At 68.5% G+C, this 22,003-nt stretch carries 22 protein-coding genes; 15 read left to right on the plus strand and 7 right to left on the minus strand.

Features of this window, described 5'->3' with window-relative positions; all coding sequences use genetic code 11:
• The first annotated feature begins 114 nt into the window (after positions 1 to 114).
• Positions 115 to 579: an N-acetyltransferase gene (locus ASF68_RS00485; RefSeq protein ID WP_056005370.1), complete on the plus strand. Its 465-nt coding sequence runs from the start codon at positions 115 to 117 to the stop codon at positions 577 to 579.
• Here the strand turns inward: ASF68_RS00485 and ASF68_RS00490 are convergent.
• The 3 genes from ASF68_RS00490 to ASF68_RS00500 form a co-directional block, all read right to left on the minus strand.
• On the minus strand, positions 576 to 1,322 hold the full coding sequence (locus tag ASF68_RS00490) for a GTP pyrophosphokinase family protein (RefSeq protein ID WP_082498419.1): 747 nt from the start codon (positions 1,320 to 1,322) through the stop codon (positions 576 to 578). The genes ASF68_RS00485 and ASF68_RS00490 overlap by 4 nt on opposite strands.
• A gap of 110 nt (positions 1,323 to 1,432) precedes the next feature.
• Positions 1,433 to 1,888 (minus strand): VanZ family protein, encoded by a 456-nt coding sequence (locus ASF68_RS00495; protein WP_056005373.1) that lies wholly within the window; start codon positions 1,886 to 1,888, stop codon positions 1,433 to 1,435.
• Positions 1,889 to 1,985: 97 nt separating this feature from the next.
• A complete protein-coding gene (locus ASF68_RS00500) occupies positions 1,986 to 2,357 on the minus strand; it encodes an RNA-binding S4 domain-containing protein (RefSeq protein ID WP_056005376.1) in 372 nt (123 codons plus the stop codon).
• Between the two features lie 38 nt (positions 2,358 to 2,395).
• Here ASF68_RS00500 and ASF68_RS00505 point away from each other — a divergent pair, with 38 nt between their 5' ends.
• The 4 genes from ASF68_RS00505 (at position 2,396) to ASF68_RS00520 (ending at position 5,063) form a co-directional block, all read left to right on the plus strand.
• Positions 2,396 to 3,094, plus strand: coding sequence for a CDP-alcohol phosphatidyltransferase family protein (locus tag ASF68_RS00505; RefSeq protein WP_235526728.1), 699 nt, complete (start codon positions 2,396 to 2,398; stop codon positions 3,092 to 3,094).
• Positions 3,087 to 3,608, plus strand: coding sequence for an FHA domain-containing protein (locus ASF68_RS00510; protein ID WP_082455726.1), 522 nt, complete (start codon positions 3,087 to 3,089; stop codon positions 3,606 to 3,608). The genes ASF68_RS00505 and ASF68_RS00510 overlap by 8 nt, the downstream gene beginning before the upstream one ends.
• Complete coding sequence (locus ASF68_RS00515) at positions 3,608 to 4,312, plus strand: MerR family transcriptional regulator (RefSeq protein WP_056005379.1); 705 nt, start codon at positions 3,608 to 3,610, stop codon at positions 4,310 to 4,312. The genes ASF68_RS00510 and ASF68_RS00515 overlap by 1 nt, the downstream gene beginning before the upstream one ends.
• Positions 4,313 to 4,514: 202 nt before the next feature.
• Positions 4,515 to 5,063: a MerR family transcriptional regulator gene (locus tag ASF68_RS00520; RefSeq protein WP_056005382.1), complete on the plus strand. Its 549-nt coding sequence runs from the start codon at positions 4,515 to 4,517 to the stop codon at positions 5,061 to 5,063.
• A 182-nt stretch (positions 5,064 to 5,245) separates the two neighbouring features.
• Here the strand turns inward: ASF68_RS00520 and ASF68_RS00525 are convergent, their stop codons facing one another.
• The gene (locus ASF68_RS00525; protein WP_082455728.1) at positions 5,246 to 6,112 is read right to left on the minus strand and encodes a ParA family protein; all 867 of its coding nucleotides are present in this window, start codon (positions 6,110 to 6,112) and stop codon (positions 5,246 to 5,248) included.
• 73 nt (positions 6,113 to 6,185) lie between these two features.
• Between ASF68_RS00525 and ASF68_RS00530 the strand changes: the two genes are divergently transcribed.
• Entirely contained in the window at positions 6,186 to 9,593 is a 3,408-nt protein-coding gene (locus ASF68_RS00530) for a pyruvate carboxylase (protein WP_056005385.1), read from the plus strand.
• A 93-nt stretch (positions 9,594 to 9,686) separates the two neighbouring features.
• Positions 9,687 to 10,178 (plus strand): peptide deformylase, encoded by a 492-nt coding sequence (locus ASF68_RS00535; RefSeq protein ID WP_056005388.1) that lies wholly within the window; start codon positions 9,687 to 9,689, stop codon positions 10,176 to 10,178.
• Between the two features lie 76 nt (positions 10,179 to 10,254).
• Here ASF68_RS00535 and ASF68_RS00540 read toward each other — a convergent pair whose 3' ends face one another.
• Positions 10,255 to 12,084, minus strand: a complete 1,830-nt coding sequence (locus ASF68_RS00540; RefSeq protein WP_056005391.1) for a long-chain fatty acid--CoA ligase — start codon at positions 12,082 to 12,084, stop codon at positions 10,255 to 10,257.
• A gap of 185 nt (positions 12,085 to 12,269) precedes the next feature.
• Between ASF68_RS00540 and ASF68_RS00545 the strand changes: the two genes are divergently transcribed.
• The 3 genes from ASF68_RS00545 to ASF68_RS00555 all read left to right on the plus strand — a co-directional run bounded on the left by ASF68_RS00545 (position 12,270) and on the right by ASF68_RS00555 (position 15,399).
• Entirely contained in the window at positions 12,270 to 13,223 is a 954-nt protein-coding gene (locus tag ASF68_RS00545; protein WP_056005394.1) for an ROK family protein, read from the plus strand.
• Positions 13,224 to 13,249: 26 nt separating this feature from the next.
• Positions 13,250 to 13,933 (plus strand): 1-acyl-sn-glycerol-3-phosphate acyltransferase, encoded by a 684-nt coding sequence (locus ASF68_RS00550; protein ID WP_056005397.1) that lies wholly within the window; start codon positions 13,250 to 13,252, stop codon positions 13,931 to 13,933.
• A 119-nt stretch (positions 13,934 to 14,052) separates the two neighbouring features.
• Positions 14,053 to 15,399, plus strand: a complete 1,347-nt coding sequence (locus ASF68_RS00555) for a class II 3-deoxy-7-phosphoheptulonate synthase (protein ID WP_056005400.1) — start codon at positions 14,053 to 14,055, stop codon at positions 15,397 to 15,399.
• Between the two features lie 98 nt (positions 15,400 to 15,497).
• On the opposite strand, the gene pknB is transcribed toward ASF68_RS00555, so the two are convergent.
• Positions 15,498 to 17,444, minus strand: a complete 1,947-nt coding sequence (pknB, locus tag ASF68_RS00560) for a Stk1 family PASTA domain-containing Ser/Thr kinase (RefSeq protein ID WP_056005402.1) — start codon at positions 17,442 to 17,444, stop codon at positions 15,498 to 15,500.
• Between the two features lie 167 nt (positions 17,445 to 17,611).
• Here pknB and ASF68_RS00565 point away from each other — a divergent pair, with 167 nt between their 5' ends.
• Positions 17,612 to 17,953, plus strand: a complete 342-nt coding sequence (locus ASF68_RS00565) for an Rv2175c family DNA-binding protein (RefSeq protein WP_056005405.1) — start codon at positions 17,612 to 17,614, stop codon at positions 17,951 to 17,953.
• A gap of 46 nt (positions 17,954 to 17,999) precedes the next feature.
• On the opposite strand, the gene ASF68_RS00570 is transcribed toward ASF68_RS00565, so the two are convergent.
• A complete protein-coding gene (locus tag ASF68_RS00570; RefSeq protein WP_056005408.1) occupies positions 18,000 to 19,100 on the minus strand; it encodes a polyprenyl synthetase family protein in 1,101 nt (366 codons plus the stop codon).
• A 75-nt stretch (positions 19,101 to 19,175) separates the two neighbouring features.
• Here ASF68_RS00570 and ASF68_RS00575 point away from each other — a divergent pair, with 75 nt between their 5' ends.
• The 4 genes from ASF68_RS00575 to ASF68_RS00590 all read left to right on the plus strand — a co-directional run bounded on the left by ASF68_RS00575 (position 19,176) and on the right by ASF68_RS00590 (position 21,991).
• Complete coding sequence (locus ASF68_RS00575) at positions 19,176 to 19,553, plus strand: DUF3040 domain-containing protein (protein ID WP_056005410.1); 378 nt, start codon at positions 19,176 to 19,178, stop codon at positions 19,551 to 19,553.
• A gap of 323 nt (positions 19,554 to 19,876) precedes the next feature.
• Positions 19,877 to 20,308, plus strand: coding sequence for a division/cell wall cluster transcriptional repressor MraZ (gene mraZ, locus ASF68_RS00580; RefSeq protein WP_056005413.1), 432 nt, complete (start codon positions 19,877 to 19,879; stop codon positions 20,306 to 20,308).
• A gap of 139 nt (positions 20,309 to 20,447) precedes the next feature.
• Positions 20,448 to 21,401, plus strand: coding sequence for a 16S rRNA (cytosine(1402)-N(4))-methyltransferase RsmH (rsmH, locus tag ASF68_RS00585; RefSeq protein WP_056005416.1), 954 nt, complete (start codon positions 20,448 to 20,450; stop codon positions 21,399 to 21,401).
• Positions 21,398 to 21,991, plus strand: a complete 594-nt coding sequence (locus ASF68_RS00590; RefSeq protein ID WP_056005419.1) for a hypothetical protein — start codon at positions 21,398 to 21,400, stop codon at positions 21,989 to 21,991. The genes rsmH and ASF68_RS00590 overlap by 4 nt, the downstream gene beginning before the upstream one ends.
• The last annotated feature ends 12 nt before the right edge of the window (positions 21,992 to 22,003 follow it).

Here is a 22,003-nt window from a genome sequence, read left to right on the forward strand (position 1 = left end):
CGGATGACGACGGGCGGGTCCCAATCGTGTGTCCTTCGGAGTCCAGCACGGTTCGGGTGTGAAGTATTCCCGTGACGGACCGAGGAGGTCGCGGCGGTCTGGGAGGATGTCCTCATGAACGCCACGCTCGTCCGCATGCCAGCCGATCGACTGCGGGGGTGGATGCTCGCGGCGAACGCGCAGTACCGCCTCGAGCGCATCGAGGCGGGGGAGACGGAGGCTGAGGCCACGGCGAAGGCCGCCCAGTCGCTCGCGGAGACGTTCCCCGCCGGTCGCCTCCAGGTCGGCCATCTCGTCTTCGAGGTCGTCCTCGACGAGACGGCGGTCGGCGTCCTCTGGATCGGACCCCGCAACACGAGCCATCCGGACGAGTGGTGGGTGTGGGACGTGGAGATCGACGAGCCCTTCCGCGGACAGGGGCTCGGTCGGGAGGCCATGCAGCTCGCCGAGACGGCGGCCAAGGAGCAGGGGGCGAAGACGCTCGGGCTGAACGTGTTCGGGTTCAACCGCGTCGCGCGGGGGCTCTACGAGTCCCTCGGGTACGAGACGATGGCCGTGCAGATGCGGAAGGCGCTCTAGCGGGTCTCCAGCCCGTCGATGAGTTCGGTCATGACGCGGTCGGCGAGTGACGGCGGCCTCGGGTGCCCGTCGCGGGTGGTCTGCGGCGTGGTCGCGCGGTCGAGGGCGAGGACCTCGCCGTGGAGGTGCTCCATCTTCGCGTCCAGCCGTGAGGCGGCCTCCGCGGCGTGCTTGAGCTCGGCGAGCAGGGTGTCGGGGACGGCCTTGTCGTACTTGTAGTAGATCTTGTGCTCGAGACTGGCCCAGAAGTCCATCGCGATCGTCCGGAACTGGATCTCGACCGGGACCTGGACGACGCCGTCCGACATGAACACGGGCACCTCGACGATGACGTGGAGGCTCTGGTACCCGTTCGGCTTCGGGTTCGCGATGTAGTCCTTGACCTTCACGACGGTGATGTCCTGCTGACTGGTGAGCAGCTCGAACACCTTGTAGGTGTCGGAGATGAAGCTGCAGGTCACCCGGATGCCGGCGATGTCCGTGATGTGCTCGCGGATGTCGTCGATGTCCTGGCCGTACTGCTTCCGCTCGATCTTGCCGATGATGCTCTCGGGCGACTTCAGCCGCGAGCTGATGTGCTCGATCGGGTTGTAGTCGTGGATCTGCGTGAACTCCTCCTTGAGGATGTTCAGCTTCGTCGTGATCTCGTCGATGCCGAACTTGTACAGCATCATGAACCGCGTGAACTCGTCCTTGAGCCGCTTCAGCTCTTCGAGGTTCTCCGACGACGATGGTCCACCCATGGCTTGTACTCCAGCTCTGTATCCGACGGGCCGACGGCCCGCTCGCACTCTACTGAAACGGCCTTGGAACCACTCTCAGCCTGGAGCGCGTCGACGGGCACGTCCGCACCTCAGTGCTGCAGGGCTGGACGCCGCCGGGCCGAGGCGCGCGCTCGGCGTCCGCTCCCGGCGGTCAGGACCAGACCGACCACCACACCGGCGACGGCACCGGAGGCGTTGGCCAGGAGGTCGCGGGGATCGCTCACCCGTCCGGGGATGGTGAGCTGCGCCGTCTCGATGGCGACGGTGAGGGTCGCGGCGATCAGCACGGCGAGCCACCACCGGCGTCGACCGAGCAGGAGGAGGAAGAAGACGCCGATCGGCACGAACATGGCGACGTTCGCTCCGAACTCCAGTCGCTCATAGGTGATCCAGGCGGTCGTCTCCCACCGGGCGAGGACGTCGACGATCCGGTACACGAGCGACTCGGTCTGTCCGTCGAACGGTCGGGGGCCGAGCGTGATCATCGCGACGAGTCCCAGGTACACCACGGTCAGGGTGCTGAGGACGGGATGGCGACGGAACATCCGTCAAGCATGCACGAACCACCTTGGCGGTGCGTGAGTGCCGTCTGGACGGTTCCGACGCGGCGGCTGAGCGCTGCCCGACGGCACGCTCCGTGCTTCAACGGCCTCGCAGTCGTTCGATGTCGCGACGTTCGCGCTTGGTCGGGCGGCCGGCACCGCGGTCACGGACGGCGACGACCTGGCGCTCGGCGGGGGTCGGAAGCGGGGGAGAGCGGTCGATCAGGCACTCGGCCGCCACCTCGGCGCCGACCCGTTTCGCGATGAGGCGGCGCACCTCGACGACACGATCGAAGCCGGCCACCCGGAGGCGCACCTCGTCGCCGATGCGGACGGGCTGAGCGGGCTTCGCGCGGTCGCCGTTGACCCGCACATGGCCGGCGCGACAGGCGGAGGCGCCGGCGGAGCGGGTCTTCGTCAAGCGGACGGCCCACACCCACGCATCGACGCGCACGCTCGAGGGGCTCTCCATCCTCTGATGCTAGAGCAGCCGCTCGGTAGACTCGACCCGTGACGGACGGGGTGGGACGAGGGGTTCGACGGACCGGCGAAGACCGCCTGGTCACGATCCCGAACGCGCTCAGCGTCCTCCGGATCCTGCTCGTCCCGGTCTTCCTGATCCTCCTCGTGCAGGGGGAGGACCTCTGGGCGCTCGTGACCCTCGCGTTCTCGGGCGTCACCGACCTCCTCGACGGATGGATCGCTCGGCGGTTCGACCAGATGACGCGACTCGGACGTCAGCTCGATCCCGCGGCCGACCGGCTCTACATCATCGCGGCGCTCATCGGGCTCGCTGCGCGTGACCTCATCCCGTGGTGGCTCCTCATCGTCGTCGTGGCGAGGGACGTCCTCCTCATCGGGTTGGCGGTCGTCCTCCACCGGACCGGCACGGGGGTGCTGCCCGTGACCCGGGTCGGCAAGTGGGGTACGGCGCTCCTCTTCATCGGGCTCCCGGTCCTCATGCTCGGCGCGGCGTTCCCCGCCGTGGCGGCGATCGCGACGCCACTCGGCTGGGTGTGTTCGATCGCCGGAGCGGCGCTCTACTGGTGGGCGGGCATCCTGTATCTGTTGCAGACCGTCCGCATCGCGCGTGCCGACCGTTCGGGGCGTCCGCACGGCGCCGGATCCGTCGCGTCACCCTCGTCCGGGCGGCTCGACAGGCACGCCACATCGGATACGCTTGACGGAGAGGAGGTCGACGGTGGCTGAGCACGATGAGAAGTATCCCGCGACCGGGGCGTACACGCCGGGATCCGTCACTGACGGAGCACCGACGAGCGGCTCGGGCGAACGGGAAGTCGACACGACACTCACCTTCGGTGAAGACCTCGGAGCTGCCCTCGCGGCCATCGACTCCGACGTCACCGCTGAGGAGCATGAGGCGATCGCGGCACTCCCTTCGGGGTCTGCACTGCTGATCGTCCGTCGCGGGCCGAACGCCGGAGCACGCTTCCTCCTCGACGACGACGTCACCACGGTCGGCCGTCACCCCGAAGCCGACATCTTCCTCGACGACGTCACCGTCTCGCGTCGCCACACGGAGTTCCACCGTCACGGCACGGCCTTCGAGATCCGCGACCTCAACTCGCTGAACGGCACCTACTTCGACGGTGTGCGCATCGACAAGGCCATCCTGCGCGACGCCGCGGAGGTCCAGATCGGCAAGTTCCGCCTCACCTTCTACGCGTCGCGGATCGACCTCGCCTCCCAGCTGGGAAGCTAGTGGCGGCAGCCAGCGCGAACGCGCGAAGCGATGCTGCTCCGCTGCTCAGCATCGGGCAGGTCCTCGCGCGGCTCACTCCGGAGTTCCCGGAGCTGAGCAATTCGAAGCTTCGCTTCCTCGAGGAGCAGGGCCTCGTCTCGCCGGCCCGGACGAAGTCCGGCTACCGGAAGTTCTCGAGTGATGATCTGGACCGGCTCCGGCTCATCCTGTCGATGCAACGCGACCACTACTTCCCGTTGAAGGTCATCCGCACGTACCTCGTCGAGGTCGACGCCGGCCGGTCTCCGATGTTCCCGGGCTCGGGGCAGTCGGTCGGCGCACCGTCGATCCACCCGAGCGCCCGCAGGTTCTCCCGGAACGAACTCATCCGTGAGGCCGGAGCCACGCCGATGCTGTTCAACGACGCGGTGAGCGCCTCGTTGATCCTCCCGGCGGAGAACTACGGCGAGGACGTGGCGTCGCTGCTGCGCATCCTGGTCGAGTTGCAGCGATCCGGCATCGAACCTCGCCATCTGCGCGGGTTCCGTGCCTCGGTCGAACGCGAGGTCGGACTGATCGAGAGCGCGCTGAGCGCGGTGTCCAAGCGGAACGACGCCGCCGGGCGAGCCCGTACCGCAGACCGCGCCGTGGAGATCGCGGCGCAGCTCGAGGGGGTACGGTCGAACCTCGTCCGCACCGCGCTCGAACGACACCAATCCTCCTGACGGGCCGTCCAGGGCGTAGACTGCCCTCATCCATCACGGCCAGGTCACAGTTCGGTCACTCGTCACGACACGCCGTCCGTTTCGACCGGATGTCGCAACGTTGGCAGTGGCTGATCGATACCGTGGTGGAAGCGGCCGAGCCGTTCCGACGCCCCCGTCAGGACCACGCAGACCGTGAAGCGAACATCGAGGAGAAGCAGACATGAGTGAACTCAGTCGCGACGGTGCGTCACGATACGGTGACCTCGGGCTGCTGTTCACCGATGGACTCCCGGAACTCGAAGAGGGCCAGGGCTACCGCGGAGCCATCGCTGCCCGCGCCGCCGGCATCAGCTACCGCCAGCTCGACTACTGGGCTCGTACCGGTCTCGTCGAGCCCACGGTGCGCGGAGCATCCGGGTCCGGGACGCAGCGTCTCTATGGGTTCCGCGACATCCTCGTCTTGAAGCTCGTCAAGCGTCTTCTGGACACGGGGATCTCCCTGCAGCAGATCCGCACCGCGGTCGACCAGCTCCGCGAGGCCGGCATCGTCGATCTCGCCCAGACCACGCTCATGAGCGACGGGGCCAGCGTCTACCTGTGCACGTCCAACGATGAGGTCATTGACCTCGTCAGCCGCGGTCAGGGCGTCTTCGGCATCGCCGTCGGCAAGGTCCTCCGCGAGGTGGAGTCGACCCTCATCGAGTTCGACGCGCAGTCGGCCGACCCGATGGATGAACTCGCCGCACGTCGTTCCGCCCGCACCGCGTAACCACCGCTCTCGCGCGGTCCCGCCCCTGGCGCCGTCGCGGCGCTGTGCCCAGCACACCGGTCTCTAGGCCCGTCGTAGGGCCTGCCATCGGTCCCTGAGTCTGTCGGCGGGCTCGACGCTCGAGCCGCCGAACGACCATCCACTGGTGCCAGTCGTCGTGCGCGACGACGGCGACGCCGGTGTCAGCCTTCGGTGACGGGCGTCTCGACGGTGGACGTGCTGGTGACGGCCGCAGGCTCCGGGGGAGCGCCGTCGGCGTACTCGCCGACCCGGCCGGTGCGCAGCACGCGGTCGAGGAGCGAGTCGAAGTTCTTCGCCATCTCCTGAGCGGTGTCGCCCGGCCAGACGTGGACGGGCTTCGCCGCGCCCTGTGCCTGCTGCAGCGAGGTGCGCTCGAGGAGCTGCGGGTTGAGGATGAGGGGGCCGAACATGTCGCGGAGTTCCTTGATGCGGAACTGGTGCTCCATGGACTGCGGACGCACCCGGTTGACGATGATGCCGAGCGGCTGGAGCCGGGGGCTCAGCCCGCGACGGATCTCCTCGACGGCGCGGAGCGCGCGGTCGGCGGCGGAGACGGAGAAGAGGCCGGGCTCGGTGACGACGGCCACGCGGTCGCTGGCAGCCCAGGCCGTGCGGGTGAGGGCGTTGAGCGACGGGGCGCTGTCGATGAGGACGAGGTCGTACTCCTCCTCGACGTGTGCGAGTGCCTCTTCGAGTCGCCAGATGTCGCGGATGCTCGGGTGCGGGCCGTCGAAGTTGATCGCGGACGGACTGCCGATCATGACGTCCATCTTGCCCGGGTGGATCTTCGTCCAGCCGCTCGCCACGATCGCCTGCTCGACGATCTTCTTCTTCGGCGAGGTCAGCACATCCGTCACCGTGAGGTGACCGGCGACGTCGACGGCCATGCCGGTCGAGACGTCGGATTGCGGGTCGAGATCCACGACCAACGTGCGGATGTCCTTCGAGAACGCGGCGGAAGCCAGGCCAAGGGTGACGGTGGTCTTGCCGACGCCCCCCTTCAGGGAGCTAACGCTGAGTACATGCACAAGGCTCAACGTTACCGTGACTAGGCTAGGGAATCTCAACGTTTGCTGAGTTGGCTGTTGTGGAAAGGGTTCCATGTTCAGGAAGATTCTTGTCGCCAATCGCGGAGAGATCGCCATTCGGGCGTTCCGTGCCGCGTATGAGCTGGGGGCGAAGACGGTTGCGGTGTTCCCATACGAGGACCGTAATTCGATGCATCGGCTGAAGGCCGATGAGGCCTACCAGATCGGTTCCGAGGGTCATCCCGTGCGGGCCTACCTCGACGTCTCGGAGATCATCCGGGTCGCGAAGGAGTCGGGCGCCGACGCGATCTACCCCGGGTACGGCTTCCTCTCGGAGAACCCCGAGCTCGCCGAGGCCGCCCGTGCCGCCGGCATCACCTTCATCGGCCCGCCGTCGTCGGTGCTCGAGATGGCCGGGAACAAGGTCACCGCGAAGGAGCACGCGATCGCCGCCGGCGTCCCCGTGCTGAAGTCGACCCCGGCGAGCCGCGACATCGAGGAACTGCTGGCGGGGGCCGCCGAGATCGGGTTCCCGATCTTCGCGAAGGCCGTCGCTGGTGGCGGCGGGCGCGGTATGCGCCGCGTCGACAGCGAGGCCGACCTCCGCGGCGCGCTCGAGGCGGCCATGCGTGAGGCGGACAGCGCCTTCGGCGACCCGACGATGTTCCTCGAGCAGGCCGTCGTCCGGCCCCGCCACATCGAGGTCCAGATCCTGGCCAGCGCCGACGGTGAGACCATCCACCTGTTCGAGCGCGACTGCTCGGTGCAGCGACGGCACCAGAAGGTCGTCGAGATCGCTCCGGCCCCGAACCTCGACGAGGACACCCGCCAGGCGATGTACCGCGACGCCATCGCGTTCGCGAAGTCGATCGGGTACGTCAACGCCGGAACCGTCGAGTTCCTGCTCGACACCGCCGGTGAGCGCAAGGGCCAGCACGTCTTCATCGAGATGAACCCGCGCATCCAGGTCGAGCACACGGTCACCGAGGAGGTCACCGACGTCGACCTCGTGCAGTCGCAGATGCGGATCGCCGCGGGCGAGTCGCTGACGGACCTCGGGCTCACCCAGGATTCGCTCCACCTGCGGGGCTTCGCGCTGCAGTGCCGCATCACGACCGAGGACCCCACGGCGGGCTTCCGGCCCGACACGGGCAAGATCACGACGTACCGGTCCCCGGGCGGCGGTGGCATCCGGCTCGACGGCGGCACGGTCGCGTCCGGCGCCCAGATCAGCCCGCACTTCGACTCGATGCTCGCGAAGCTCACCTGCCGAGGCCGCACCTTCGAAGCCGCGGTCACGCGGGCGAAGCGCGCCCTCGCGGAGTTCCGCATCCGCGGCGTCTCCACGAACATCCCCTTCCTCCAGGCGGTGCTCGAGGACGACTCCTTCGTCGCCGGAGACCTCAGCACCTCCTTCATCGACGAGCGCCCGCAGCTGCTGCGCGGACACGTCTCGAAGGACCGCGGGACGAAGGTCGTCAACTGGCTCGCGGACGTCACGGTGAACCAGCCGAACGGCTCCCGCCCGCCCGGACCGGACCCGGTCGACAAGCTCCCGTCCATCGACATCACCGCCAACGCTCCGGCCGGTTCGCGGCAGCGGCTGCTCGAGCTCGGCCCGAAGGGCTTCGCCGAGGCGCTCCGTGCGCAGACCGCGCTGGCGGTCACCGAGACCACGTTCCGAGACGCACACCAGTCGCTCCTGGCCACCCGGGTTCGGACCAAGGACCTCCTCGCCGTGGCACCGTTCGTCTCCCGGCTCACCCCTGAGCTGCTGTCCGTCGAGGCCTGGGGCGGTGCCACCTACGACGTCGCCCTCCGTTTCCTCGGTGAGGAGCCCTGGGAACGACTGGCGTCCCTGCGGCAGGCCATGCCGAACATCGCGATCCAGATGCTGCTCCGCGGCCGGAACACCGTCGGGTACACGCCGTACCCCACCGAGGTGACCAACGCCTTCGTGCGCGAGGCCGCCGACACCGGGATCGACATCTTCCGGATCTTCGACGCGCTGAACGACGTGTCGCAGATGCGGCCGGCCATCGACGCCGTCCTCGAGACCGGGACGACGATCGCGGAGGTCGCGGTCTGCTACACCGGAGACCTGCTGAACCCCGCCGAGGACCTCTACACCCTCGACTACTACCTGCGGCTCGCCGAGAAGATCGTCGAGTCCGGCGCGCACGTGCTCGCCATCAAGGACATGGCCGGCCTGCTCCGCCCGTCGGCGGCGGCGAAGCTCGTCGCGGCGTTCCGCGAGCGGTTCGACCTGCCGGTCCACGTGCACACGCACGACACGCCGGGCGGACAGCTCGCGACGCTCCTCGCCGCGAGCAACGCCGGTGCGGACGCCGTCGACGTCGCGAGCGCCCCGATGGCCGGCACTACCAGCCAGCCGTCGGCGTCGTCGCTCGTCGCTGCGCTGGCGCACACGGAGCGCGACACCGGCATCTCGCTGCAGGCGATCGCCGATCTCGAGCCGTACTGGGAGGCCGTCCGGGCGATGTACCGTCCGTTCGAGTCCGGACTCGCCGGCCCGACCGGCCGCGTGTACACCCACGAGATCCCCGGCGGCCAGCTGTCGAACCTCCGCCAGCAGGCGATCGCCCTCGGACTCGCCGACCACTTCGAGCTCATCGAGGACATGTACGCGGCGTCCAACAAGATCCTGGGCCGCGTGCCGAAGGTCACGCCCTCCAGCAAGGTCGTCGGCGATCTCGCCCTCCACCTCGCCGCCGTCAAGGCGGATCCGGCCGACTTCGAGGCCAACCCCGACAAGTACGACGTCCCGGACTCGGTCGTCGGCTTCATGGCGGGCGAGCTCGGCGAACTGCCCGGCGGGTGGCCGGAGCCGTTCCGGTCGAAGGTGCTGGCCGGCCGCTCGGTCGACATCGGGGTCACCCCGATCTCCGTGGAGGACCAGGTCGCTCTCGACGGAGCGTCGGCCGAGCGTCGCTCGACCCTCAACCGCTTGCTGTTCCCCGCGCCGACGAAGCAGTTCGAGCAGCAGCGGGACCTGTACGGCGACCTCTCCGTCGTGGACACGGCCGACTACCTCTACGGCCTCGAGCCGGGCACGGAGCACGTCGTCGAGATCGACAAGGGCGTCCGGCTGTTCGTCGGCCTCGAGGCGATCGGTGCAGCGGACGAGAAGGGCATGCGCACGGTCATGGCGACGCTCAACGGCCAGCTCCGTCCGGTGTTCGTCCGCGACCGCAGTGTCGAGGTCGACGTCCGGACGGCCGAGAAGGCCGACACCTCCGTGTCGGGCCAGATCGCCGCGCCGTTCTCCGGCGTCGTCACGGTGAAGGTCGCCATCGGCGACCGCGTCGAGGCGGGCCAGCCGGTCGCCTCGATCGAGGCCATGAAGATGGAGGCGGCCATCACGACCGCCGTCGCGGGTGTCGTCGAGCGGCTCGCGATCCCGGCCACCCAGCAGGTGGAGGCGGGCGATCTGCTCGTCGTCGTGAAGCCGAACGCCTGATCACCTCCGAGACCGGTCGTGTCCCTCTCCGGAGGCGATGCGGCCGGTCTCCGCTGCCACCACCACCGCCATCGGCCCGGAAGGACCCCACCCGTGACGACACGCCCCATCAGACTCTTCGGTGACCCGGTCCTGAAGGCCCAGACGACCGAGGTCGGCGCGATCGACGACGACATCCGGAGTCTGGTGCGCGACCTCGTCGACAGCGTCGAGCTCCCGGGTCGGGCCGGCGTCGCCGCGACCCAGATCGGCGTCGGTCTGCGGGTGTTCAGCTACAACGTCGACGGCGTGATCGGATATCTCATCAACCCGAGGCTCGTCGAGGTCCGCGGTGAACCCGAGGAGATCGGCGAGGGATGCCTCTCGGTTCCAGGACTCTGGTTCCCGACACCGCGCCATCCGTACGCGCGTGCGGTCGGTGTGGACCTGGACGGTGAGGAGCTGGTCGTGGAGGGCGAGGGCTTGCTCGCTCAGGCGTTGCAGCACGAGACCGATCACCTCGACGGGATGCTCTACCTCGACCGCCTGTCGAAGGAACACCGGCGCGAGGCGATGCGGCAGGTCCGCGAGAGCGACTGGTTCTAGGCGCCCTGCGAGACGCACGACGCGCAGTACTGCAGGCCCGGCGAACGGAGGTCCGGTCGCCGAGCCCGCAGACGGGTCACTTCAAGGACATCCCCTGGGTCTCGGGGGAGCCCGCTCCGAGGTACATGCCCTCGATCGTCTCCGCGAAGTCCTTGAGGATCACGTTGCGCTTGATGCTGAGCTTCGGCGTGAGGTGACCGCTCGCCTCCGTGAGCTCGTCGTCGAGGATGACGAACTTGCGGATCGACTCCGCGCGGGACACCTTCGTGTTCGCCTCGTCGATGGCGCGCTGGACGGCGGCGAGGACGGCGGGGTTCCGTGCCGCGTCCTGAGCGCTCATCGACGCGTCCTGCCCGTTGTTGGCGAGCCAAGAGGGCAGCATCTCGGTGTCGAGGGTGATGAGCGCGCTGATGAACGGCTTCTGGTCGCCGACGACCACCACCTGGCCGACGACCGGCGTCGCGCGGATCGGGTCCTCGAGCGCGGCCGGGGCCACGTTCTTCCCGCCCGCGGTGACGATGATCTCCTTCTTGCGGCCCGTGATGGTGAGGAAGCCGTCGGTGTCGAACGATCCGATGTCGCCGGTGCGGAACCAACCGTCGTCGAAGGCCTCGGCCGTCGCCTCGGGGTTCTTCCAGTACTCCTTGAAGACGTTGATGCCGCGGACCTCGACCTCGCCGTCGTCGGCGATGCGCAGGGAGACTCCGGGCAGTGCGGGGCCGACGGTGCCGATCTTCGACTTCTGCGCGAGGTTGACGGTGGCCGGTGCCGTGGTCTCGGTCAGCCCGTAGCCCTCGAGGATCACGATGCCGAGCGCGTGGAAGAAGTGACCGAGTCGTGGGCCGAGGGGAGCGCTCCCGGAGACCGCGTAGCGGACGCGGCCACCCATCGCCGTGCGGATCTTCGACAGCACCAGCCGGTCGAGGACGCGGAACTTGAGTTTCAACCCGAGCGGGACCGTCCCTGACTCGAGCGCCTTCGAGTAGGCGATGCCCGTCTCGGCGGCCGCGCGGAAGATCTTGCCCTTCCCGCCGGCTTCGGCCTTCTGCTCCGAGGAGTTGTAGACCTTCTCGAACACGCGGGGTACGGCGAGCAGGAACGTGGGCTTGAAGGTGCCGAGGGAGGGGAGGAGCTGCTTGGTGTCGGGCTGGTGCCCCGTCTTCACCCCGGAGTGCACGCACAGCACGGCGATGAACCGCGCGAAGATGTGGGCGGTGGTGATGAACAGGAGGGTCGAGGCGCCGGGAGCGGACACCACGTCCTTGAGCGCGACCGCGGAGTTCCGCGACAGTTCGACGAAGTTCGAGTGGGTGAGCACGCACCCCTTCGGCCGACCGGTCGATCCCGAGGTGTAGATGAGTGTCGCCATGTCCGAGCCCACCGCGAGGTTGCGACGGCGTTCGATCTCGGCGTCGGGGACGTCGACACCGGCGGCGGAGAGCTTGTCGAGGTCGCCGAGGTCGATCTGCCACACGCGCGTCACCTCGGGGAGGTCACCGTGGACCTCGTCGAACCGCGCGAACTGGTCGGGGGTCTCGACCAGGACACTCGTCGCACCGGAGTCGCTCAGGATCCACTGCACCTGGCTCGGCGAACTCGTCTCATAGATGGGGACGAGGAGTGCGCCGGCGAACCAGGCGGCGAAGTCGATGAGCGTCCACTCGTACCGGGTCTTGCACATGAGCCCGATCTTGCTCCCGGGCTCGATGCCGGCAGCGACGAAGCCCTTCGCGAGCGCGACGACCTGTGCGTGGAACTCGGCGGTGGTCACATCCACCCACTCCGAACCACGAGGCACGGCGAACAGTGCGGCGTTCGGTGCAGCAGCCAACCGCTTCACGAGCAGATCGGTCGCATTGGCGGATGGGTCTGCTGCGACGACTGCAGGGACGTCGAACTGTTCCACGGCAACTCCTTCGGTACCAGGTCGGCAAGATGTGGCTCCATCCTAGGGCACCGGTATTCACGCGGTTTCTGTGGCGCGCAGCGGCTCAGTAGACTCGACTGCGGCGTGCGGAGGACCGACGCTCGAGCCGACGGGCTGCGTATGGCAGCGACGTCGGCGACACAGGACAGGGAGACGGCATCGTTATGGCCAACGCGATCGGCATCGACATCGGCGGGACGAAGATCGCGGGCGGTGTCGTCGACGACGAGGGCCGGATCCTCGCGGCCGGGCGCACGCCGACGCAGGCCGCCGATCCCGTCGCCATCATCGAGGACGTCGTCGCCATGGTCCGTTCGCTGGACGACGGCAGCATCAGGAGCGTGGGCGTCGCAGCCCCCGGCTTCTTCGACGCCACCCGCTCGACCGTCTACTACTCACCGAACATCGCCTGGCGGAACGAGCCGCTGCAGGCGCGACTCGCGGCCCGCCTGCCGGACAAGATCGTCACGATCGAGAACGACGCGAACGCCGCGGGCTGGGCCGAGTTCCGCTTCGGCGCCGGTCGCGACGAGCGCAGCATGGTCATGGTCACGATCGGCACGGGCGTCGGTGGGGCGATCGTCCTCGACGACCGGTTGCTCACGGGCGGCTTCGGCAGCGGCGCTGAACTCGGTCACATGCGGCTCATCCCCGACGGGCTGCCCTGCGGCTGCGGTGCTCGCGGCTGCGTCGAGCAGTACTGCTCGGGGAACGCGCTGTTGCGGCTCGCCAACGGGGCCGCGGACGCGGGCGGCGACGGGGCCGCCCTCGCGCGAGCACGCGCCGCCGCAGGAGGCATCTTGAACGGCCACCACGTCTCCGCGCTGCTGGAGGCCGGCGACCCCGGGGCCCTCCGGTGCCTCCGCGAACTCGCCGGCCTGCTGGGCCAGGCCCTCGCGAGCATGTCTGCCATCCTCGACCCGAACGTGTTCGTCATCGGTGGCGGCGTCGCTCAGGCCGGAGACCTCCTGCTCGATCCCGTGCGTGAAGCGTTCCTGGCCCACCTGCCGGCGCGCGGATTCCACCCGGAGCCGAGCTTCAGCATCGCCGAGCTCGTGAACGACGCCGGTGTCATCGGCGCCGGGGATCTCGCCAGGAGCGCCCTCGTCGTCGGCTGACGGCTGCGGGGAGACAGAGGAGCACGATGTTCTACTGGTTCATGAAGTACCTGGTCGCCGGCCCGATCCTGAAGACGATCTTCCGTCCCTGGGTGATCGGTGCCGAGAACATCCCGGAGCATGGTGGCGCGATCATCGCCAGCAACCACCTGTCCTTCATCGACTCGGTCATCCTGCCGCTGTGCGTCGACCGACGCATCTCCTTCCTGGCCAAGAGCGAGTACTTCCGCGGGAAGGGGTTCGGTGGCTGGGCGACGAAGACCTTCATGCTGGGTACCGGGCAGCTTCCGATCGACCGCTCGGGCGGCAAGGCCTCCGAGGCGTCGCTCAACACCGGCTTGGCCGTCCTCGGTGGCGGCAACCTCCTCGGGATCTATCCGGAGGGCACCCGCAGCCCCGACGGCACCATGTACCGCGGACGCACCGGGGTCGCCCGCATGGTGCTCGAGGCCGGCGTGCCGATCGTCCCCATCGCGATGATCGACACGGAGAAGGTCATGCCGATCGGGACGAAGCTGCCGCGCATCCGCCGGATCGGCATCGTCATCGGGAAACCGCTCGACTTCTCGCGGTTCGCGGGGATGGAGGGTGACCGCTTCATCCTGCGGAGCGTGACGGACGAACTGATGGTCGAGCTCCGCAAGCTCTCCGGTCAGGACTATCGCGACGTCTACGCGACGAGCGTCAAGGAGCGCGCCGCGTCGGCGTGACGCTAAGCTGAAAAACCGGGCCGCGATCGCGGCCCGTTCCCCCGTCCGGGCGAGCTCCGGAGCGCGTCCGGTCGAAGAGAGACAGGAAATCCGTGTCCCACGCTACAGAACCAGTCGTCATGGCCGAACCCTCGGTGATCGCCGGACTGGACTATTGGCGTGAGCTGCCGATCAAGCAGCAGCCGTCGTGGCCGGACCAGGCGGCAGTGGCCCGTGCATCGGCCGAACTCGCCACGCTCCCGCCGCTCGTCTTCGCCGGCGAGGTCGACATCCTGCGCGACCGGCTGGCCCGCGCGGCGAGTGGGAACGCGTTCCTGCTGCAGGGCGGCGACTGCGCCGAGACCTTCGCGGGCGCAACGGCCGAGCAGATCCGCAACCGGGTGAAGACGGTCCTCCAGATGGCCGTCGTCCTGACGTACGGTGCGTCCATGCCCGTCGTCAAGATGGGCCGGATGGCCGGTCAGTTCGCCAAGCCGCGTTCGAACGACTCCGAGACGCGGGGCGACGTCACCCTGCCCGCCTACCGCGGCGACATCGTCAACGGCTACGACTTCACGCCGGAGTCGCGGACCGCAGACCCTGCACGCCTCGTGAAGGGGTACCACACCTCGGCCTCCACGCTGAACCTCATCCGTGCGTTCACGCAGGGCGGGTTCGCCGATCTCCGCGAGGTGCACAGCTGGAACAAGGGCTTCGCAGCCAACCCGGTGAACCACCGCTACGAGGGACTCGCCCGCGACATCGATCGCGCGATCAAGTTCATGGAGGCGGCGGGTGCCGACTTCGATCAGCTGCGCGGCGTCGAGTTCTACTCCAGCCACGAGGCGCTGCTCATGGACTACGAGCGTCCGATGACGCGCATCGACTCCCGGACGGGGACGCCGTACAACACCTCGGCGCACTTCGTGTGGATCGGCGAGCGCACGCGCGAGCTCGACGGGGCGCACGTCGACTTCCTCTCCCGCGTCCGCAACCCGATCGGCGTGAAGCTCGGCCCGACCACCTCGGCCGACGACATGCTCCGACTCATCGACAAGCTCGACCCCGAGCGCGAGCCGGGACGCCTCACGTTCATCACGCGCATGGGCGCGGGCAAGATCCGCGACGCCCTCCCGCCGTTGCTCGAGGCGATCAAGGGTGCCGACGCGACGCCGTTGTGGGTGACCGACCCGATGCACGGCAACGGACTCACGACGCCGACCGGCTACAAGACCCGTCGTTTCGACGACGTGGTCGACGAGGTCAAGGGCTTCTTCGAGGCACACCGCGCCGCGGGGACCCACCCCGGTGGCATCCACGTCGAGCTCACCGGCGATGACGTGACGGAGTGCCTGGGTGGCTCGGAGCAGATCGACGAGGCGACCCTCGCGACCCGCTACGAGTCCCTCTGCGACCCACGCCTGAACCACATGCAGTCGCTCGAGCTCGCCTTCCTCGTGGCCGAGGAGCTCGCCGCCGCGAAGTAGTCACGATCGACGAAGCGCCCATGCCGGGGAGACCGGGCATGGGCGCTTCGTCGTGTGACGCGCCGTTGGGGCCGTCGCAGCACAGCTCATGGAGACGACTAGAGACCGAAGTCCGTGATGTTCACGGTCGAGCCCTTCTTCACCGACTTGCCTGCGGGCGGGTCCGTCTTCTTCACCTTGAAGAGGTCCCTGAACGACTCGTTCACCGCGATGTCGCCGACGGCGAACCCCGCGTCCTGCAGGGTCTTGATGGCCTGGTTGATCGTCTGACCGGTGGTGTCAGGGATCGCGACGAGCTCGACACCCTTCGAGACGATGAGGGTGACGTCGTCGCCTGGGATGAACGCCGTCTCATTGCCGTCAGCGTCGGTCTTCGCCTGGATGCCGATGACCTGTCCGGACGGGATGGTGTCGTCGAACGCCTCCTCGGAGGTGCCGACCCCGAGCCCGACCGCCTCGAGGGCGTCGCGCGCCTGGTCGGGCGTCATGCCGGAGACCGACGGCACCTGGCCGGCGGAGACGAGCAGCGTGACCGAGGACCCTTGGAACGACGGCCCACCCTGGCCGTAGTCGGCCCCTGAGGTCGTGTCGGACGCGGCCAGGACGATGTCCTTCGCGATACTCGGGTCGAACTGCTGGTTGACACCTGAGACCGAGACGCCCAGCGCTTGAAGCTGCTGCTCGGCGTCGGACTGGGTCAAGCCGGCGAGCACCGGGATGTCGACGGGCTGCGGGCCCTGCGAGACCAGCACGGTCACGGTCGCACCCTTGTCGATCTTCGAACCGGCCGGCGGGTCGCTGCCGGCGACGGTTCCGGCGGGGACGGTGAGACTGTAGGTCGCGCCCTGGGCCGGGACGAATCCGAGCTCCGTGAGCTTCGACGCCGCTTGGTCGTAGTTGAGCTCCGTGACCCCGGGGACCTCCACGAGCGAACCTGGGCCCTGCCCGAAGTACCAACCGGTGCCGCCCGCGAGTGCCGCGAGCATGAGCACGATCGTGAACAGGGCGACACCCACCCGGCTGCGCTTGCGAGCCTTCACGGCGAGCTTGCCGGGTCCGTCCGTCGCGGCCGCACGCACGGGGACCTGCTGTGGCTTCGTCCCGCGCCCGATCACCTGGGTGACGTCGTCGGCGTGCTCGCTCGAGTACGACGCGGGCATGACGATGGTCGGCTGTGCGCCCGTGGCGACGGAGGTGAACCCGAGGTTCGACTCGATGGACCGCAGCCGCTCGAGCATCTCGCCGGCGTTCGACGGGCGATCGTCCGGTTCGCGTTCGGTCGCCCAGAAGACGAGGTCGTCGAGCTCCTTCGGGACCACGGGATTCTTCGCACTCGGAGCGGGCACCGACTCGTTCGCGTGCTGGTACGCGATCTGCATCGGCTGCTCGCCCTTGTAGGGCTGCTCACCGGTGAGCATCTCGTAGAGCATGATGCCGAGGGCGTAGATGTCGCTCCGGGCGTCGGCCTGTCCGCGGGTGACGAGTTCGGGGGAGAGGTAGGCGATCGTCCCGAGGAGCGCCTGGCCGGTCGCCGTGTTCGCACTCGCAGCCCTCGCGAGCCCGAAGTCGCCGATCTTGATGCGTCCGTCGTCGGCCAGGAGGACGTTCTCCGGCTTGACGTCACGGTGCACGATGCCGGCGCGGTGCGCTGCCGCGAGACCCGACAGCACGGCGTCGAGGATGTCGGCCGCCTGACGCGGGGTGAGAGTGCCGTTGTCGCGGATGAGGTCGCGGAGGGTGATGCCCGGCAGGTGCTCCATGACGAGATAGGCCATGTCGGAGTCCTGGCCCTGGTCGAACACGCTCACGACGTGGGGGTTCGCCAGGCGGGCCGCCGAGCGTGCCTCCTGGATGAAGCGGTTCTTGAACGTCGTGTCGTCGGACAGGTGGCCGTGCATGACCTTGATCGCGACACGTCGTTCCAGGCGCAGGTCGGTGGCCAGATAGACCGTGGCCATGCCGCCCCGGGCGATTCGTGAGCGCACCTGATATCTCCCGTCGAGGAGACGCCCGATCATCGGATCGGTCTGCTGATTGCTACTCACCAGTCGAGTGTATGGAACGACGACCACGAAGAGCTGTCAACACCCCGGGATGGAGCGGAGGCGGGGTGATCGTTACCCGAACGCGATCCACGGCGCGGCCGGAGCACCCGGCCGGACGTCGATGCGAACGGTGCCGAGCGGGCCGTGCTCGTGGCAGACTGCTCTGCGTGACTGAGCAGAATACCGAACTCGTGTGGTTCACCCTTCCCGACCTGGCGACCGAACTCGGGTTGCCGATCCGACGCATCCGTCAGTACCTCGAGGAACGCGACCTCCTGGCCGTGCGTCGCGACGGCGTCCTGCAGGTGCCGTCGTCGTTCATCTCGGACGGCGGACCGGTCCACAACCTCCGCGGCACCCTGACCCTGTTGTCCGACAACGGGTTCGACGACGAGGCTGCGATGGTCTGGATGCTCGAGGACGACGACGCCATCGGGACATCGCCGATCGAGGCACTGCGCGCTGGCCGCCGTTCCGAGGTCCGTCGCGTCGCCCAGGCGCTCGCCTGACGCCCCCTGAGGATCGCCGGCATGACCGCCGACGGTCCGGCGCGGCTCAGGTCTCGCGGCGGGCGACCGAGACGGCGAGGCCGCGCAGGTGGGCTCGAGCGTCGTCGTTGATGGGGGCTTCGCCCAGCGCTGAGAGTGCACGCGCGACGTGGTCCTGGATGAGCTTCTCCACCTGATCGACGGCGCCGCTGTCGCGGATCGTCGCCTGGAGCAGACCGATCTGGTCGTCGTCCAGCTCCGGGTCGCCGAGCATCTCGTCGAGGATGGTCCGGGCTCCCGGCTGCAGCGCCTCCCGCGTGAGGGCGATGAGGATGGTCCGCTTCCCCTCGCGGAGATCGTCGCCGCTCGGTTTACCGGTCACGGCCGGGTCGCCGTAGACGCCGAGCAGGTCGTCGCGGAGCTGGAAGGCGATGCCGAGCGGGAGGCCGTAGGCGCGCAAGGACGCGAGTTGCTGTTCGCTCCCGCCGCCGAGGAGGGCGCCGAGGGCGAGCGGCGACTCGATGCTGTACTTGGCGGACTTGTAGATCAGGACCCGTTCGGCCCGACGGCGCTGCTCGTCGTCTGCGGCGTCGCGCCACGCGCGCTCCTCGAGGATGTCGAGGTACTGTCCCGCCGTGACCTCGGTCCGCATGCGGTTGAACTCGGCACGCGCGGAGCGCGCGGCGCGTCGGTCGTCGAGGAGGTCGAGGCCGTCGTCGAGCAGTTCGTCGCTCCACCCCAGCAGCAGATCGCCGAGGAGCGTGGCCGCGCCGGTGCCGAAGGTGGCGGGGTCGCCGTCCCACCGGCTGCGACGGTGCAGTTCGGCGAAGGAGACGTGCGCGGACGGGCCGCCGCGGCGGGTGTCGGAGTTGTCGATGATGTCGTCGTGGACGAGCGCCGCCGCATGGAAGAGTTCGAGGGCTCCGCAGGCCGCGACGACGGTGTCGATACCGCCCTGACCGCCTGCGTGCCGGCCGGTCGAGACGGCCTGCCAGCCGCGGAAGCAGAACTGTGCTCGGAACCGCTTCCCACCGCTGAGAAATTCCCGGGAGAAGTCGAGGAACGGGGAGAGCTCCGGGCCGATCTGCGCGACAATGGAGCTTCGCGAGGAGAGAAAGTCGGAGAGCCCGCGGCCCACCAGGGTGGCGAGTTCATTGCTTTCGATCACGCACCTAGCCTAGTCATGCTTCGGTGACTAGACTCGATCAACAACGTCGCGTCGTGTGACCTTGAGGGGAATCAGATGCCACTTTCTGAGCAGGAGCAACGGCTCCTCGATGAGATGGAACGCCACCTCTACCGCAGCGATGCCGAATTCGTCTCCAAGGTCAGCGCTGGCGCAGGCAAGCCGAGTTACCGCGGAATCGCGCTCGGCTCCCTCATCGCGGTGGTCGGGGCGATCGGCCTCGTGCTCGGAGTCGTGATCCAGCAGCCTCTCGTCGGCCTGCTCGGATTCGCGATCATGCTGACCGGCGTGCTGGTGGCGACGAAGCCGACCCGCGCACCGCTCGAACAGCCGAGCCCTCGCCAGACCGCGCCCGCCGGCGGCCAGAAGTCGTCACGGCTCATGGACCGCTTCAACGACCGCTGGGACAAGCGGCAGTCCGGCGACGAGCGGTAGCAAGACCCCGGCGGTCCGCCGGACGGCGGTCCTCCGCTCGCGTCCACGCGACTCCACTTCCCTCCCTCGCGGCTCCGCCGCACCACGACCCAGAACGGGGTCGATCTTCGGATCGGCCCCGTTTCGTCGTTAACGCGGCGCAGCAGTGCTCCCGACTCACCCTGAACCCTCCATTTCCCTCCACCCCGTGAAGCCCAGTCTTCACGGGGTTTTTTGCGTGCTAAGCGAGGCAAAACACCCCGATATGCTGCGTTGGTGGTGCAAAGTGGAGTAAAGTGGAGCCCAACCAAGATGTTGGCCGAAACGATTGGGGGCGGGGGCGTATGTTCCTCGGTAGTCACGCCCCCAAACTCGACGAAAAAGGCCGCATCATCCTGCCGGCGAAGTTCCGCGAGGAACTCTCCGGCGGGGTCGTCATGACCAGGGGCCAGGAGCACTGCATCTACGTCTTCAGCACTCGGGAGTTCGAAGCCCTCCACGAGAAGATCCGGCAGGCCCCGGTCACCAGCAAGCAGGCGCGTGACTACCTCCGCGTGTTCCTCTCCGGAGCCAGCGCCGAGACGCCCGACAAGCAGCACCGCGTGACCATCCCCTCGAACCTCCGTCAGTACGCCGGGCTCAGTCGCGACCTCGTCGTCATCGGAGCCGGAAGCCGCGCGGAGATCTGGGATGCCGAGGCATGGGAGTCCTACCTCGCCGAACAGGAGAGCGTCTTCTCCGAGACCGCCGAGGAGGTGATCCCCGGACTCTTCTAGTGCCCTGCCCCCTGACTCCCAGCCGTCACGCCCTGACACACTTCCCCGGTGCCAGGTCGGATCCCGCCCTGACACACTTCCCCGGTGCCAGGTCGGAACGGATGGGGATCAGGGGACAGGGACCGTCCGGACGACGCATATGGCCATCAACGACATCCACACCCCAGTCCTCCTCGAGCGCTGCATCGAGCTGCTCGCTCCCGCCGTGTCCCATGAGGGCGCGGTCCTCATCGACGCCACGCTCGGCATGGCCGGTCACGCCGAGGCCATGCTCGAGCGGTTCCCGCAGTTGACACTCATCGGCCTCGACCGCGACCTCGACGCACTCGACATCGCCCAGGAGCGGCTCGCCAGGTTCGGCACCCGCGCCAGGTTCGTCAAGGCCGTCTACGACGACATCGACGAGGCGAGCGAGGAGCTCGGCTTCCCCGAGGTCGACGGCATCCTCTTCGACCTCGGCGTCTCCTCCCTGCAGCTCGACCGGACCGAACGCGGGTTCTCGTATTCGCAGGACGCTCCACTCGACATGCGGATGGACGCGTCGAGCGAGTTGACCGCCGAGACGATCCTCGCGACGTACGACGAGGTCGCGCTCCGGAAGATCTTCTGGGAGTACGGCGACGAGAAGCTCGCTCAGCGATACGCACGACGCATCGTCGAGGAACGTCAGCGCAGTCCACTGACGAGCTCCGGCCAACTCGTCGAGCTCATCGACCGAGCCACGCCTGCCGCCGCGCGCCGCACCGGACACCCGGCCAAGCGCGTCTTCCAGGCACTGCGGATCGAGGTCAACGCGGAGCTGTCAGTCCTCGAGTCAGCGGTGCCGCGGGCGCTCGACCTGTTGCGGGTCGGCGGTCGGATCGTCTTCCTGTCCTACCAGTCGTTGGAGGACCGGATCGTCAAACGCGAGCTCCAGGCGCGTGCGAAGTCGACCACGCCGGCCGGACTGCCGGTCGAACTCCCCGAACACAGCGCTGAGCTGAAGCTCCTCGTCAAGGGTGCGGAACTCGCCACCGACGCCGAGATCGATGAGAACCCCAGAGCGAAACCCGTGCGACTCCGCGCGGCCGAACGGCTGAGGAGGCCAGCATGAGCGGAGCGACCGCAGCACTCGATCTCGCACCGGAACGGCTCGGACGAGCCCGGCCGCAGCCGACCCGCGTCGCGCCGGAACGTCGGCCTCTCCGTGCCGTCGTACCGAGCGCGCGCCCGACGTTGCGCCCTCGGCCGATGTACGCGGTCGTCGTCGTCGGCGCCGTCGTGGCGATCGTCGCCGGTCAGCTCCTCCTGAGTGTCGGACTGAGCCAGGGTGCCTACCAGATCCAGCAGCTCGAGGGGCAGCAGGTCGAACTCGGCCGTACCTCGGCCGCACTGGCCGAAGACCTCGACCGCCTCGCGTCGCCCCAGTACCTCGCGGTCAACGCGCAGGCGCTCGGCATGGTCGGCAACTCCCTCCCGACCTACCTCCGACTCTCGGACGGAGCCGTGCTCGGCACCCCGACGCCCGCGTCGGCCGCCAAGAGCCCGATCTTCAACGCCGCCCTCGTGCCGAACGCGCAGACGGCGACGATCCCGCCCGTGAGCGGCCAGAACGTGCCCGCGGCCGACGGCGCGTCGGGCCAGGAAGCGACCACCCCGCCCGTACCGTTGCAGGACGGGTTGCCGTCGCCCACCACGCGATGACCGGACTGTTCA

The organism is Plantibacter sp. Leaf314 (assembly GCF_001423185.1).
GTDB lineage: Bacteria > Actinomycetota > Actinomycetes > Actinomycetales > Microbacteriaceae > Plantibacter.

Coding starts and splice junctions, on each gene's coding strand:
- ASF68_RS00490 (WP_082498419.1), bottom strand. CDS start 1,322: ATGGGTGGACCATCGTCGTCGGAGAACCTCGAAGAGCTGAAGCGGCTC.
- ASF68_RS00520 (WP_056005382.1), top strand. CDS start 4,515: ATGAGTGAACTCAGTCGCGACGGTGCGTCACGATACGGTGACCTCGGG.
- ASF68_RS00590 (WP_056005419.1), top strand. CDS start 21,398: ATGAGCGGAGCGACCGCAGCACTCGATCTCGCACCGGAACGGCTCGGA.
- ASF68_RS00545 (WP_056005394.1), top strand. CDS start 12,270: ATGGCCAACGCGATCGGCATCGACATCGGCGGGACGAAGATCGCGGGC.
- ASF68_RS00555 (WP_056005400.1), top strand. CDS start 14,053: ATGGCCGAACCCTCGGTGATCGCCGGACTGGACTATTGGCGTGAGCTG.
- mraZ (WP_056005413.1), top strand. CDS start 19,877: ATGTTCCTCGGTAGTCACGCCCCCAAACTCGACGAAAAAGGCCGCATC.
- rsmH (WP_056005416.1), top strand. CDS start 20,448: ATGGCCATCAACGACATCCACACCCCAGTCCTCCTCGAGCGCTGCATC.
- ASF68_RS00550 (WP_056005397.1), top strand. CDS start 13,250: ATGTTCTACTGGTTCATGAAGTACCTGGTCGCCGGCCCGATCCTGAAG.
- ASF68_RS00530 (WP_056005385.1), top strand. CDS start 6,186: ATGTTCAGGAAGATTCTTGTCGCCAATCGCGGAGAGATCGCCATTCGG.
- ASF68_RS00500 (WP_056005376.1), bottom strand. CDS start 2,357: ATGGAGAGCCCCTCGAGCGTGCGCGTCGATGCGTGGGTGTGGGCCGTC.
- ASF68_RS00575 (WP_056005410.1), top strand. CDS start 19,176: ATGCCACTTTCTGAGCAGGAGCAACGGCTCCTCGATGAGATGGAACGC.
- ASF68_RS00495 (WP_056005373.1), bottom strand. CDS start 1,888: ATGTTCCGTCGCCATCCCGTCCTCAGCACCCTGACCGTGGTGTACCTG.
- ASF68_RS00485 (WP_056005370.1), top strand. CDS start 115: ATGAACGCCACGCTCGTCCGCATGCCAGCCGATCGACTGCGGGGGTGG.